Annotated in this window: 10 protein-coding genes; 3 read left to right on the forward strand and 7 right to left on the reverse strand. The window is 75.8% G+C overall.

All coding sequences use genetic code 11. From position 1 onward, the window contains the following. Positions 1-51 precede the first annotated feature (51 nt). A complete protein-coding gene (locus AC2TDM_RS13265) occupies positions 52-1,629 on the forward strand; it encodes an HNH endonuclease signature motif containing protein (protein WP_484634926.1) in 1,578 nt (525 codons plus the stop codon). A 48-nt stretch (positions 1,630-1,677) separates the two neighbouring features. Here AC2TDM_RS13265 and AC2TDM_RS13270 read toward each other — a convergent pair whose 3' ends face one another. The 7 genes from AC2TDM_RS13270 to AC2TDM_RS13300 form a co-directional block, all read right to left on the reverse strand. Beyond that, positions 1,678-1,875 (reverse strand): hypothetical protein, encoded by a 198-nt coding sequence (locus AC2TDM_RS13270; RefSeq protein ID WP_484634927.1) that lies wholly within the window; start codon positions 1,873-1,875, stop codon positions 1,678-1,680. Positions 1,876-1,963: 88 nt separating this feature from the next. Next, a complete protein-coding gene (locus tag AC2TDM_RS13275; protein ID WP_484634928.1) occupies positions 1,964-2,992 on the reverse strand; it encodes a glycoside hydrolase family 6 protein in 1,029 nt (342 codons plus the stop codon). Between the two features lie 243 nt (positions 2,993-3,235). Next, complete coding sequence (locus AC2TDM_RS13280; protein ID WP_484634929.1) at positions 3,236-5,470, reverse strand: acyltransferase family protein; 2,235 nt, start codon at positions 5,468-5,470, stop codon at positions 3,236-3,238. Continuing rightward, on the reverse strand, positions 5,467-7,596 hold the full coding sequence (locus AC2TDM_RS13285; RefSeq protein WP_484634930.1) for an acyltransferase family protein: 2,130 nt from the start codon (positions 7,594-7,596) through the stop codon (positions 5,467-5,469). The genes AC2TDM_RS13280 and AC2TDM_RS13285 overlap by 4 nt, the downstream gene beginning before the upstream one ends. A gap of 7 nt (positions 7,597-7,603) precedes the next feature. After that, positions 7,604-9,391, reverse strand: a complete 1,788-nt coding sequence (locus AC2TDM_RS13290) for a glycosyltransferase family 2 protein (RefSeq protein WP_484634931.1) — start codon at positions 9,389-9,391, stop codon at positions 7,604-7,606. 305 nt (positions 9,392-9,696) lie between these two features. Continuing rightward, positions 9,697-10,107: an FKBP-type peptidyl-prolyl cis-trans isomerase gene (locus AC2TDM_RS13295; protein ID WP_090031458.1), complete on the reverse strand. Its 411-nt coding sequence runs from the start codon at positions 10,105-10,107 to the stop codon at positions 9,697-9,699. A 212-nt stretch (positions 10,108-10,319) separates the two neighbouring features. Next, entirely contained in the window at positions 10,320-11,204 is an 885-nt protein-coding gene (locus AC2TDM_RS13300; RefSeq protein ID WP_484634932.1) for a Bax inhibitor-1/YccA family protein, read from the reverse strand. Between the two features lie 274 nt (positions 11,205-11,478). Between AC2TDM_RS13300 and AC2TDM_RS13305 the strand changes: the two genes are divergently transcribed. Together AC2TDM_RS13305 and AC2TDM_RS13310 are read left to right on the forward strand one after the other, a co-directional pair. Next, positions 11,479-12,513, forward strand: coding sequence for an ABC transporter ATP-binding protein (locus tag AC2TDM_RS13305; protein ID WP_484634933.1), 1,035 nt, complete (start codon positions 11,479-11,481; stop codon positions 12,511-12,513). After that, entirely contained in the window at positions 12,510-13,385 is an 876-nt protein-coding gene (locus tag AC2TDM_RS13310) for an ABC-2 transporter permease (RefSeq protein WP_484634934.1), read from the forward strand. The genes AC2TDM_RS13305 and AC2TDM_RS13310 overlap by 4 nt, the downstream gene beginning before the upstream one ends. Positions 13,386-13,533: the final 148 nt, after the last annotated feature.

The following is a 13,533-nucleotide window of genomic DNA, read 5'->3' on the forward strand; positions in this document are numbered from 1 at the left end:
TAGGCTCTAGTACAAGAGTTCTACCGCCGCCGCTGAGGGAGGTGCCCGCTCGTGTATCAAGACCTGCTGTCGTCCTTCGAGGCGGTGCGTGCCGCCCTGGGTGCGGTGAGTGCGCAAGCCGGTCAGGCGGGGGCGTTGAGCGGCCCGCAGCGGGCGCACGTGCTCTCGCTGTTCCAGGCGGTGTCCGGTGCGGTGGCGGGGGCGCGGTCGGCGTGGATCGCCGCGGACTCCAGGCTGCGCGTGCCGCGCGACGGGGACAAGGGCCCGGCGGAGGGCATCGCCGGGCGTGACGGGGTCGGGCTGCCCGAGGCGCGCCGACAGGTGCGGCAGGCCGAGGCCGTCGAGGTGGTGTCCTCCTTCGCGGAGGCGGTGGCGGCGGGGTCGCGGTCCGAGGCGCACCTGGACGCGCTGGCCGGGGTGCTGGCCGAGGCCTCGCAGAAGGTGCGGAACGAGTTCGGGTCGCCTCTGGTCCAGGCCGAGCTGACCGATCTGGCCGGGCGGGTCGACCCGGGCACGTTCCGCACCAAGGTGCGGCAGAAGGCCGCCGAGATCGACCCGCCCGCGGTGGAGTCCCGGTTCGAGGCCCAGCGGCGGGGCCGGCACCTGCACCTGAGCGACACCGAGATGGGCACGCGGATCCAGGGATGCCTGGACCCCTCGGCGGGGGTGGCGCTGCGGCGGGCGTTGGAGCTGACCCGGCAGATCCCGGGCGAGGACCGCACCCCCGGGCAGGCGCAGGCCGACGCCCTCGAAGCCCTCGCGCGGGGCGCGCTGGCGGAGAAGAAGGGCGGGGTGACCGGTGCGTCGGTACGCCCGCACCTGACCCTGGTGACGGACCTGGACACGTACACGTCGATCGTCGACGCCCTGTGCGAGCACGAGACCGCGCGCCTCGACGTCGACTGCGTCCCGAAGGGCGACGAGCACGCCTCGGCCGGCGCCAGCACCGACACCCACGCCGCCTCTGTTGGTGGTGGGTCGGCTTCCGCGGTCGCCTGCACCGAGGACCTGCCCGACGTGGACGTCCTCGGCGCGGCGCTGACCGGGCGCACGCCCGTGGTCGACGAGGACGGCCACGTGCTCGCCGCCACCGCGGTCGCACGGACGCTGTGCGACGTGGGCACCGCCGCCCTGGTGATCGGGCCGGACGGGCAGCCCACCGACCTGGGGCGCGAGGAGCGGCTGTTCACCGGGCACCAGCGCCGCGCGGTCATCCTGCGCGACCAGGGGTGCGCGTTCCCCGGGTGCGAGACACCGGCCCGCTGGTCCGAGGTCCACCACATCCGCTGGTGGGCTCGCGACGACGGGGAGACCAGCGTCGACAACGGCGTCGTCCTCTGCGGACGGCACCACCACGAGGTGCACCGCGCCGACCTGACCATCCGACGACTCGTCAACCCCCACAGGCGACCACGGTCAGGACGCGTGAGGGCGACCGAGCTGCAACCGGCCCGGTACGAGTTCCGCGCACCCGACGGACGGATCGTCGGCCACCAGCGGAGCCATGTCAGGCCGACGCTCGTCGCGCCGCCGCCTGTCGCGGGCGTGCTCCACGTCGCCGCGTCAGGGGACGAGGAGGCGGACCTCGACGGCTCGTGGGCACCCGCACGAGCGCACGCCGTCGGTTAGCGGCCGGACCGCCACCTCGAGGCCGCTACGTGTGTCCCGGCTCCGGCGTCACCAGATGAGGAGCGCGCCGGCGAGGGCCAGGCAGAGGCCGAGGACGCCGACGCCGGCCGTGACCCAGAGCGGTGGGCGGAGGGCGACGTCCTCGTCGTGCACCAGCTCGGGACGGGCGAGCCGGAACAGCAGCGTCAGCGCCGTCACGAACGCCACGGCGCCGCTGCCGAGCAGGAGCCATCCCAGGACCGTCACGCACCCCAGCCTGCCGGATCGACCGACCTGCCCGGAACACCCGTGGCCGGGACCGGACGGGGGCCGTGCCGGTCGGTCGACGCGCTCGTCAGGCAGGGGGGCAGGCGACGACCAGGGGGAAGGGGGCCGGGTCGCGGCCGGCGGCGGTGGCGACGAGGTCGCGGGCCTGGTCCGGCCACCAGGTGCCGGCCGGGGGGCCGCCGTTGCAGGTGCCGTCGGAGTGGCCCGGGTGCTTGATCCAGAGGAGGGCGTCGAGGGCGACGTCGGGGACCCGCTGCGTGGGGGCGCCGATCGCGCGGCCCGGCGGGTTGCACCACTGGCCGCCGTGGCCGGCGCCGTTGCGGGAGGTGTCGATGACGAAGTGCCCGCCGCCGAGCAGCTCGACGACGCGGCGGCCGTAGGCGACGTTGTCGGCCGTCGGGTAGAAGTTCGAGGTGTTGAGGGCGAAGCCGGCGAGGTTCTCGACGCCGACGGCGCGCAGGCGGGCGGCGGCCGTGGCCGCCGGCATCCAGCGCGCGTGGCCGGCGTCGACGTAGACGCGGGCGCCGGCGGCGGTGAGGTCGGCGGCGGCCTGGCGGAGCAGGCGGAGGCGGGTCTCGCCGTCGCCGCAGCGGTCGACCATCGCGAGGGCGTCCGGCTCGAGGACCACCCACACGTCGCCGACGAGGCCGGTCGCGACGGTGCGGACCCACGCGCCGTAGGCCTCCGCGCTCGTGCCGCCGGCGGAGTAGGACCCGCAGTCGCGGTCGGGGATCGCGTAGAGGACGACGAGGGCGGTGCGGCCCGCGTCGCGCGCGGCGGTGGTGTAGCGGAGGGCGTCGGCGCGGGCGACGGCCGGGTCCTTCTGCGTGAGCCAGCGCGCGGTCGGGGTGAGGGCGAGGGGCGCCAGCTGCTCCTTGGCCGCCCCCGTCGCGGCGCGCCAGGCGGCGTGGGCGCTCGTGGCGGTGTCGACGGCGAAGGTGCCGTCGTCCTGCGCGCGGGGCCGGACCTCCACGGTGACCTGCCGGGCGGCGACGGTTCCGTCCGTCACGAGCGTGCTGGTGGGCGCGCCGGTCGCGGCGGCGGCGGGGGCGACGAGCGTGGTCGAGGCCGCCACGAGCACGGCGGCGAGGGCCACTCCCCCGCGTCCGGGCCGGGACCGGCCGGCCAGGGGTCGGGCGCGTCGCACGGGGCGAGCGGGTCGGGCGAGGCGCACGGGGGACCACCGTCGTCGAGGGCTGCGGGCGGCGCCGTCGGGGCGCCGGGGACGCCCCTCCCGATCGTCCGGCGCCCGGTCGGGGTGAGGTGCGGAGGTCGCCGGACCGCTGCCGCCAGGACGGCGGGCGACGAGGGGCGGACGTCGGCCACGCCGTGAGGCCGGTCAGGGGGCCGTGGCGGCGGTGAGGGCCTCGTCGGACGGCGGGACGAGCGGGGTGAGCAGCGGCGCGAGCCATCGGCTCCACGCCGCCGTGATGTGCGAGGCGTCGCGGTAGACGAGGAGGTTGCCGACCACGGCGGGGCAGGTGCGGTCGGTGCAGAGCCACCCGAGGGGGTCGACCGTGGGCACCCCGAGTCCCGCCGCGGCCGCGGCGACGGCCTCGCGGCGCTGCTCGTAGGGCACGACGTCCTCGCGCGGGACCGCGCACGCGCCGACGTCGGCCAGGTGCCCGGCCAGGCACTCGGGGACGTCGATGCCGGGGTACGGGGTGTCGAGGAGGAGGACGACGGGCAGGCCGGCGTCGGTGAGCCGTGCGAGGGTGCGGCCGGTCGCCTCGCCCCACTGGCCGGAGCCGACCTGGTCGCCGGGGACGGTGTCGGACTGGGAGACGACGACGAGGTCGGGCGCCAGCGCCACCACCCGGTCGACGGTGGCCTGCCGCCACGCGTCGCACTCGGTGTAGTCGCGGCGCAGGTCCGTGTTGAACAGGGGCACGTCGGCGACCGGGCACGCGGCCTTCGTCCAGGCGCGGACCCGCCAGCCCGAGCCGGCGGCGGCGGTGTCGAGGGCGGGCAGCCACTGCTGGGCGTGGGAGTCGCCGAGCAGCACGACCGTGCGGTCGCCCTCGACGGCGCCGTACACGCAGGCGGGCTGGTCGACCTGATCGTAGGCGGCGTGGCAGCCGTCGGACGACGAGACCGGCTGGTCCCCGCGCGCGACCGCGAGCGCCGGCGTGAGGTTGGACGGCAGGTCGGTGACGCCGGTCGCGGTCGCGATCGTCGCCCGGACGGCCCGGACGTCGGCCGCCGCGACGGGTGCGGCCTGCGCGGCGGCTCCGCGGCCGACGACGGTGGGCAGGGTGAGGTGCACGGCCAGCCCGGCGACGAGGGTCGTCGCCAGCAGCACGGCCCCCGCGGCCAGCCAGCGGCGCGGGCTCACGTGCAGGGTGCGCAGCGGACGCTCGACGAGCCAGTACGACAGCACCGCGAGCCAGAGCGTGAGGACCGCGAGCTGCAGGTTCGTCGTCCAGCCGAGGGTGCGGCTGAAGAGCTGCGGCACGAGGACGAGGGCCGGCCAGTGCCACAGGTACCACCCGTAGGACACGGCTCCGATCCCCTGCAGCGGCCGCAGCGCGAGCAGACGCTCGACGGCGAGCCGCGAACCGGTCCCCCGCGGGCCGACCGTGCCGGCGGCGATGACCGCCGCAGTGGCGAGGACCGGCAGGAGGGCGGCGGTGCCCGGGAAGGGCGTGCGGTCGGTGTAGGTGACGCCCGCGGCGACGACGCCGACGAGGCCCGCCCAGCCGAGAGCGGTCGCCGCGAGCGCGGTCGCCGCCGCGACGCGGCCGTCGGACGTCCCGGCGCGGGCGCCGGCGCGAGCCAGGGCCCCGGCGCCCAGCGCGAGGAGGGCGCCGACGCCGAGCTCCCACGCGCGGGTGTGCAGCGAGAAGTAGGCCAGCGGGCTGCCCGACCCGACCGCGCGGACGGACGCCAGGAACGAGGCGACGACCACCGCGGCGAGGACGACCCCGAGCGCCAGGGGGAAGACCGTGCGGCGTGCCGACGTCGCGCGGGCGGACCTCGTCGCGAGGAGGGCGCAGGCCGCGACGAGCAGCGGCCACAGGACGTAGAACTGCTCCTCCACGCCGAGGGACCAGTAGTGCTGCAGCGGCGACTCGGGGCTGCCGACCTGGCCGTAGTCGACGCCGTCGGCGGCGAGCGCGTAGTTGAGCACGTGCCCGCCCGCGAGCGCCGCGTACCGGGCGAGCTCCGGCAGGCCGAACACCGGCCCCCACAGGCGCGCGACGACGAGCGTGACCAGCACGACGAGGGTCGCCATCGGCGCCAGCCGTCGCACCCGCCCTGCCCAGAAGCGCGCGAACCGCACGCGGCCGTGCGTCCGCACGTCGCGCAGGAGGTGGCCGGTGATGAGGAAGCCCGAGACGACGAAGAAGACGTCGACGCCGACGTAGCCGCCCGCGAAGCCCGGCACGCCCGCGTGGTAGAGCACGACGAGCAGCACCGCGACGGCGCGCAGCCCCTGCACGTCCCGGCGCCACGTGCCGGAGGGGGTGGAGGCGGTGCGGCCGACGGCCATGGGAGCAGCCGTCGGCGCCGGGCCGGTCCCGGTGGCGGCTCGGGCGAGCGGCGGGGCGAGCGTGTCGGCGGGGGCGGTCACGCGGTCTCCTCCAGGCGGGTGGCGACGACCTCGCCGAGGACGGGGGCGAGCAGCGCGCTGTAGGTGGCGGTGACGTGCGAGGCGTCGCGGTACGTCATGACGTCGCCGACGACGGGCGGGCAGGCGACGTCGGTGCAGAGCCAGGGCGTCGGGTCGACGGTGGCGACGCCGCCCGTCGCCAGGGCCTGCGCGAGGGCGCCGTGGCGGTCGCCGAACGGCGTGGAGCCCTTGACCGTCTGGATGCAGGCGCGGGCGTCGTCGAGGTGGCGACCGAGGCAGTCCGGCACGGACTGGGCGCGGTAGGGGGTGTCGAGCACGTAGAGGATCCGCTCGCGCTCGACGCCGATCGCGGCGAGCCCGGCCAGGGTCCGCTCGGACCACGTGTCGTTGTCGACGTCGTCGCCGACGACCGCGTCGCTCTGGGAGACGACGACGAGGTCGGGGTCGAGCGCCGCGACGCGTGCGCGGGTCTCGTCGCGCCAGGTCGTGCACTCGGTGTAGGCGCGGCCGAGCGGACCGGCCCACGCGTCGAGCTCGGCCACGGGGCACGCGGACTTCGTCCAGGCGACGAGGCGCCAGCCGCGCTCCTGCGCGCTGCGGTCCAGCGCCGGCAGCCACTGCTGGGCGTGCGAGTCGCCGATGAGCACGACCGTCCGGTAGCCCGCCGGGTCGCCGTACCGGCAGTCGGGCTGGTCGACGACGAGCCAGTCCGCGTGGCACCCGTCGGTGGTCGACGCCGGCTGGTCGGTGACGGCCTCGGCGAGCGTCGGCGTGAGGTTGGCGGGCACGGCCCGGGTGTCCAGGGCCTGCTCCAGCGTGGCGGCCAGGCCGCCGGCGGCGGCCTCGTCGAGCCGCAGGGGCGCCACGGGCACCCCCGGCCCGACGAGGGACGGCAGCGTCACGAGCGCGACGCCGGCGGCGGCCACGGAGGACGCGACGAGCGCGCCGCCCGTGGCGAGCCACCGGCGCACGGGCCAGCGGGTCCGCTGCAGCGGGCGCTCGACCAGCCAGTACGTCATCGTCGCGAGCCAGAGCGTGACGGCCGCGAGCTCGAGCAGCACCCACCACGGCAGGTCCCGCCCGTAGACGGTGGGGACGAGGACCATCGCCGGCCAGTGCCACAGGTACCAGCCGTAGGAGACGGCGCCGAGGCCCTGCAGGGGGCGCAGGCCGAGGAGGCGGCCGGCGCCGTGCCCGCCGGCGGCGATGACCGCGGCCGTACCGAGCACGGGGACGAGCGCGGCCGAGCCCGGGAAGGGGGTCGTCGCGTCGAAGAGCAGCGCGCCGGCGAGCACCGCCGCGAGCCCCGCCCACGCCAGCACGCGCGCCGCCGCCACCGGCAGGCGGGCGACGCGCCCGGCGCCGACCGCCAGCAGCGCGCCGACGCCCAGCTCCCACGCCCGGGTCTGGAGGGAGAAGTAGGCCAGCGGCGCGTTCGTCGCCGTCGTCCGGACGGAGACCAGCAGGGACACCGCGACCACGAGGACGAGCCCGGTGGCGGCCGCGCGCCGGCGGTGGCGGCGCGGCACGAGCGCGAGCAGCCCCAGCAGCAGCGGCCACACGAGGTAGAACTGCTCCTCCACCGCCAGCGACCAGAAGTGCTGCAGCGGCGACTCCGGGCCGTCGACGTGCTGGTAGTCCACGCCCTGCGCGGCGAGCCGGTAGTTGAGCCCGTTGACCCCGGCGAGCAGGGCGTCCCACGCAATGGAGGCGATGCGGAACGGCGAGCCCCACAGCCGGGCGACGACGAGCGTCGTCACCACGACGAGCGTCGCCAGCGGCAGCAGCCGGCGGGCGCGGGCCGCCCAGAACCTGGCGAACCGGATGCGGCCGTGCTCGTCGAGGTCGCGCAGCAGGTGGCCCGTGATGAGGAAGCCGGAGATGACGAAGAAGACGTCGACGCCGACGTAGCCGCCCTCCAGCCCCGGCACGCCCGCGTGGTAGAGCACCACGACGAGCACCGCCAGCGCGCGCAGGCCCTGGACGTCCGTGCGCCAGCCGGGGCGGGTGCGGCGGTGCGGGGTCGGGTCCGCCGGTCCTGCGGGGTCGGCGTCCGCGCCGGGGGGCGCGGGGGCGCCGGCCGGGCGGTCGCCGGCGGGGGCGCGGGTGTCGAGCGCGAGCGTCACGCCGGGCTCACGGGGTGACCGCGACGGGTGCGGCCGCCGGGACCGCCGGGGTGACCGGCTCGGCGAGCGTGACCGGCGCGGCGAGCGTGACCGGCTCGGCGCCGGCGGCCGTCAGGGCCGTGACGGGTGCGGGCGCGAGGGCTGGGGCTGCTCGTCGGGCGGCGCCGTCGCGGAGGCCCGCAGCGACGAGCGGCCACTGGACGTACGCGCTCAGCGCGGCGAGCAGCAGCATCGCCCACAGCGGGCCGAGGCCGTAGGTGAGCACGCCGTGCACGAGGCCCGTCCAGAGCAGCGCCTGCGTGACGGCGACGGTGAGGGTGGCGGTGCGCACGATCGTCGTCGCCAGGGGCGTGCGCCGGCCGACGCCGCCCGCGGTGCCGGTCGCCACCCACTCCTTCGTGCGGCCGCTGAGCACGTGCGCGATCGCGACGGCGTGCGCGAAGGAGTACAGGATCTGCACGCGCAGCACGTCGATGCGCCAGCGCCCGCGCATGACCAGCGGGTTCACGACGAGCCAGAGCGCGACCGCGCCCAGGAGCCAGACGGAGTTCATCGGCTCGATCCAGGCGGGGAACGCCCAGAGCATGACGAGCGCCGGCAGCGGCGCGACGAACGCGTTCACCCCGGTGGAGATGTAGTAGAGGAAGCCGGCCCAGAAGCACAGGCGCTGGCGCAGGGACAGCGGCGTGCGGTCGTGGAAGGCCGGGTCGGCGAGCAGGGACATCGAGCCGGTGCACCAGCGGTACTGCTGGGTGACGAAGCTGCGCACGTCCTCCGGGCACAGGCCCTTGGACACGACGACCGGCACGTACCGCACGACGTAGCCGGCGCGCAGGAGGCCGATGCCGGTGTGCACGTCCTCCGAGTGGCCGATCTGCGCGAACCCGCCGGCGTCGCGCAGGGCGGAGCGGCGGTACAGCGCGCACGTGCCGACGCAGATGGCGGCGTCGGACGCGTCGCGGGCGGGCTGGATCCAGCGGTAGAACATCTCCTGCGTCGCGCCGGCGCAGCGCTGCAGCCAGCCCATGCCGCGGACGGCGTCGAAGAACTGCGGGGACTGGACGATGCCGACGCGCGGGTCGTCGAGGTAGGGCACGAGGTCGTGGAGGTAGTCCGGCCGCGGCACGAAGTCGGCGTCGAGGACGGCGATGACGTCGCCGTCGCTGTGCTCGTACCCGTAGCGCAGGTTGCCGGCCTTCTTCAGCCGGCCGCGGTCGGGTCGCACGTGGTACTCGAAGCCGTGGGCCTCGGCGAGCGTGCGGACCTCCGGCCGTGCGGCGTCGTCGAGCACGAGGACCCGCAGCGGGCCGTCCCAGACCAGCGCCGCGACGTGCCGGTAGGTGTTGGCCAGGACGTCGAGCGGCTCCCCCGCCGTCGGGAGGAACACGTCCACCGACGGCACCACCGCCGGCGACCAGGACCGCACGAGCGCCTCGTGCGACGCCAGCGACACGCGGCGGCGCCGGCTGCCGGAGACGAAGGAGACCGCCATCGTCACGCCGAACAGCGACAGGGGGACGAGGAAGAGCAGCAGCCGCTGGTCCGCGACGGAGAACTGCGTCGCCGACACGGCGATGAGCAGGAACGACACGCTCTGCAGCACGAGGAGCCAGCGGTGCTGCCGGCCCAGGTACCAGGTGCGCTCGGCGTCGGTCGGCGGGCTCGGCAGCCGCCACGTCGGGTCGGTCGCGTCGGCCAGGACCGCCGAAGCCGCGTCGCGCTCCGCGGGCACCGCGCCCGGTGCAGCCGCAGCGGGCGTCGCGCCCGTCGTGGTCCCGTCGAGCGTCGCGGTCATGCGGTCCGGCCTCCCTGGCGTGCGGACGCGCGCCCGTCATCCGGACGGTGGCGCGGCGTCACCCTTGCGGCGCCGCGCGCTACACCCGTTCGGTTGCGGCCGCGACCCGTGAGCACGCTAGGGGGACCCCCTCCCCCGGGGGAAGAGCGGCCGGCGTGACGTTCCCGACGACCTGCGTGAACGCCCGGTGACCGGCGTCCGACGACCAGCTCCCGGACGCGCCGCACCCCCGCCCCGGCAGGCCGGGGCGGGGGTGCGGCGGTCGGGCGTGCGGACACGTCTGCGGCCGGTGCCGCAGGCCGGGCTCAGCGGGAGGTGCCGACGATGTCGACGACGAAGACGAGCGTGTCGCCGCCCTTGATGCCGGCCTGCGGCACGCCGCGGTCCCCGTATCCGAGGTGCGACGGGATGGACAGCAGCACCCGGCTGCCGACCTGCTGGCCGACGAGCCCCTCGTCCCAGCCGCCGATGACGGCGCCGACGCCGATCGGGAAGCTGATGGAGGACCCGCGGTCGTAGGAGTTGTCGAAGACCGACCCGTTCCAGGACTGGCCCAGGTAGTGCACCTCGAGGTCGTCACCGGCCTCGACGAGCTCGCCGTCGCCGCGGCTGAGCACCACGACCTCGAGCTCGCTCGGCGCGTCGGCGGCCGGGAACGTCAGCGTCGGCTTCTCGCCGAACTGGCCGGTGGCCTCGGGCAGGCTGGCTGCGGACATGGGGGCTCCTCGCTGCTGGTGGCGCGGCGGGCTGCCGCGCGGTCGTCGCGCCGGCGGTGCCCGCCGGCTCGGTCGTCGTCCATCCTGCCCCCGCCCGCCGACACGTGCGTGCGCGCGGGCCTCGTCGGGCCGCCGTCACCGACGGCGCCAGGGACGACGACGGGCCCGGGAGCAGCGGCTCCCGGGCCCGTCGTGGGTCGCGCAGTGGTGCGTCAGTCGTCGCCGCGGAGGATGGCGATGAGGCGCAGCAGCTCCAGGTAGAGCCAGATCAGCGTGACGAGCAGGCCGAACGCGGCCGACCACGCGTACTTGGCCGGGACGCCCTGACGCACGCCCCGCTGGATGGAGTCGAAGTCGACGATGAGGCTCGCGGCCGCGAGGCCGACGGCGACGAGGCCGACGAAGAACCCGATGGGGCCGGAGCGCAGCGGACCGAACTCGCCGCCGCCGACGCCCACGAACATGAGGACGACGTTGAGCAGCGAGAAGACGAGGTAGCCGACCAGGCCGACCATGAGCATCTTCGTGAACTTCGGCGTGACGCGGACCTTGCCGGAGCGGAAGAGGAACAGCGACACCGCGAACACCGAGACCGTCGCGAGCACGGCCTGCAGGACGATCCCGTCCCACCGGGCGTCGTAGAACGCGCTGATGCCGCCGAGGAACGCGCCCTGCGCGACCGCGTACGCGCTGATGAGTGCCGGGCTGGGCTCGCGCTTGAACGCGTTGACGAGGCCGAGGACCAGACCGATGATCGCGCCGCCGATCCACAGCAGCGGCACCGTGTCGACCAGCGCGAAGGAGACCGCGCCGGTGGCGACGACGAGGGCGAGCATCGCACCCGTCTTCACCAGCACGTCGTCGTAGGTCATGCGGCCCGTGTCACGGGTGGTGGCGGTGGGCGCCTCGTACATCGCGTCGAGCGTGCGCGCGTCCGCGGCCTGGGCGCCCTGCGTGCCCAGCGTCGCGGTGCCGCCCCCGCCGAAGGGGTTGGCGCCGCCGAACGGGCCGGCGCCGCGGACGGAGGAGTCGCGACCGGGCCGCTGCTGGGCCGGGTCGCGGAAGATCGGCGAGTTGCTGAAGACGGGGTTGCTCATCGGTGCTCCTGGTCATGCGGCCGGGAAGGGGTCGTGCTCCGGTGTCAACGTACGGGACCCCGCGCGCGTTCCCCATCGGGGACGCCCCTGAGAGCGACCCTCAGCACCCGTCCGGGTGCGCTCGGACGCCCGCCGACCCCGGTCGGGGTCCGTCTCGGGGATGAGCCCTGGTTTTCCCTGACCTGCGCGGATCCGTCCTCGGACGGGTCCACCGGCACCCCGCCAGGCCCTAGGTTCGCAGACGACCACGCACCGACGCCCCCAGGAGAGCGACATGATCGAAGCCCAGGGCCTCACGAAGGTCTACGGCAGCAAGAAGGCCGTCGACGGCATCTCCTTCTCCGTCCAGCCGGGACGCGTGACCGGCTTCCTCGGTCCGAACGGCGCCGGCAAGTCGACGACGATGCGCATGATCGTCGGGCTCGACCGGCCGACCGCCGGGACCGTGACGGTCGACGGCCGTCCCTACGCGTCGCTGCGGTCCCCGCTGGCCGAGGTCGGCGCGCTGCTCGACGCGAAGGCCGTGCACACCGGGCGCAGCGCCCGTCAGCACCTGCGCGCCATGGCCGCCACGCACGGGATCGCGACCACCCGCGTCGACGAGGTCATCGAGATGACGGGCCTGCAGACCGTCGCGGGTAAGCGGGTCGGCGGGTTCTCGCTCGGGATGGGCCAGCGGCTCGGCATCGCCGCGGCCCTGCTCGGCGACCCGCGCACCCTCATCCTCGACGAGCCCGTCAACGGCCTGGACCCCGAGGGCGTGCTGTGGGTCCGCAACCTCGTCCGGTACCTGGCCGCCGAGGGACGCACGGTGTTCCTGTCCTCGCACCTCATGAGCGAGATGGCGCAGACCGCCGACCACCTGCTCGTCATCGGGCGCGGGCGGATCCTCGCCGACGCGCCCATCGCCGACGTCGTCGCCGCCGCCACCCGGCAGACCGTGCGCGTGCGGTCCCCGCAGGCGACCGCCCTCGCCGAGGGGCTGGCCGCGCTCGACGTGCAGGTCCGGGCCGTCGCGCCGGGCCTGCTCGAGGTCGAGGGCCGGACGGCCGAGCAGGTGGGCGAGCTCGCGGCCGCCCGCGGCCTCGTCCTGCACGAGCTGACGCCCGTCACCGGGTCGCTCGAGGACGCCTACATGAACCTGACGGCCGACGCCGTCGAGTACGCGACGCACGGCACGCCCGACGGCGGCGCCGGCGCGGACCGCGCCCCCGAGCTGGTGGACGTCCTGTCCGCCACCGCCAGCAGCACCACCACGAGCAGCACCGCCACGAGCAGCACCACCAGCACGGACGGAGAGGCCCGATGAGCACCGCCACCGCCACCGCGACGACCGGGGCGCTGCCGCCGCGCACGGTCACCGCACGTCCCGTCACCTTCGGCCGCGTCCTGCGGTCGGAGTGGATCAAGCTCTGGTCCCTGCGCTCGACGTGGTGGACGGTCGTGCTGACCGTCGTCGCGTTCGTCGGGCTCGTCGCCGCGATGAGCGGGATCGTGCGCCAGATCGGCGGCGACGGACCCGCCGACCCGGCCACGGGCGCGGAGCTCAGCGCCTCCTTCGTCTACTCCATCGCCGTGCAGCCGGCCTCGCTGGCCGCCGTGACGCTGGGCGTGCTGGCGATCACCGGCGAGTACACGACGGGGATGATCCGCTCGACGTTCGCCGCCGTGCCGCGCCGTCTGCCGGCGCTGTGGGCCAAGGCCGTCGTCGTCTTCCTCGTCATGGCGGTGACGGGCCTCGTCGCCGTGGCGCTCGGGTACGCCGTGTCGACGCTCATCCTGTCCGGGCCGGGCCTGGCGCTGGACCTGGACCTCGCGGAGTCGTGGCGGGTGCTGCTGGGGTCCGTGCTCTACCTGGCGACCGTCGCCCTGTTCGCCTTCGCCATCGGCGCGATCATCCGGCACTCCGCGGGGGCGCTGGCGACGATCTTCGGCCTGCTGCTCGTCGTCGAGAACGTCGTGGCCGCCATCCCGTGGGAGCCGCTGCGCTACGTGCGGCCGTTCCTGCCGGCGAGCTCCGGGGCACGGATCACGCTGCCCGACGCGGCGCAGGGCATCTACGCCAACCCCGACGCGTACTGGCTGGACCTCAGCATCGCCGAGTCGTTCGGGATCCTCGTCGCCTGGACCGTCGTCCTCCTGGCGATCGCCGCCGTCCTCGTGCGCCGCCGCGACGCCTGACCGGCCGCTCCTCCCCGACGCCCTCCCCTCGTCCTCCTGCGCCACCGCCCGTCACCGCCCGTCACCGCCCGTCACCGCCCGTCACCGCCCCGGTGAGATGCCACTCCCGGACGCGGTGGCGGGCGGTGCCGCGTCCGGGAGCGGCATC

Source organism: Cellulomonas sp. plas2, from assembly GCF_057221735.1.

Coding starts and splice junctions, on each gene's coding strand:
- AC2TDM_RS13290 (WP_484634931.1), bottom strand. CDS start 9,391: ATGACCGCGACGCTCGACGGGACCACGACGGGCGCGACGCCCGCTGCG.
- AC2TDM_RS13295 (WP_090031458.1), bottom strand. CDS start 10,107: ATGTCCGCAGCCAGCCTGCCCGAGGCCACCGGCCAGTTCGGCGAGAAG.
- AC2TDM_RS13300 (WP_484634932.1), bottom strand. CDS start 11,204: ATGAGCAACCCCGTCTTCAGCAACTCGCCGATCTTCCGCGACCCGGCC.
- AC2TDM_RS13305 (WP_484634933.1), top strand. CDS start 11,479: ATGATCGAAGCCCAGGGCCTCACGAAGGTCTACGGCAGCAAGAAGGCC.
- AC2TDM_RS13310 (WP_484634934.1), top strand. CDS start 12,510: ATGAGCACCGCCACCGCCACCGCGACGACCGGGGCGCTGCCGCCGCGC.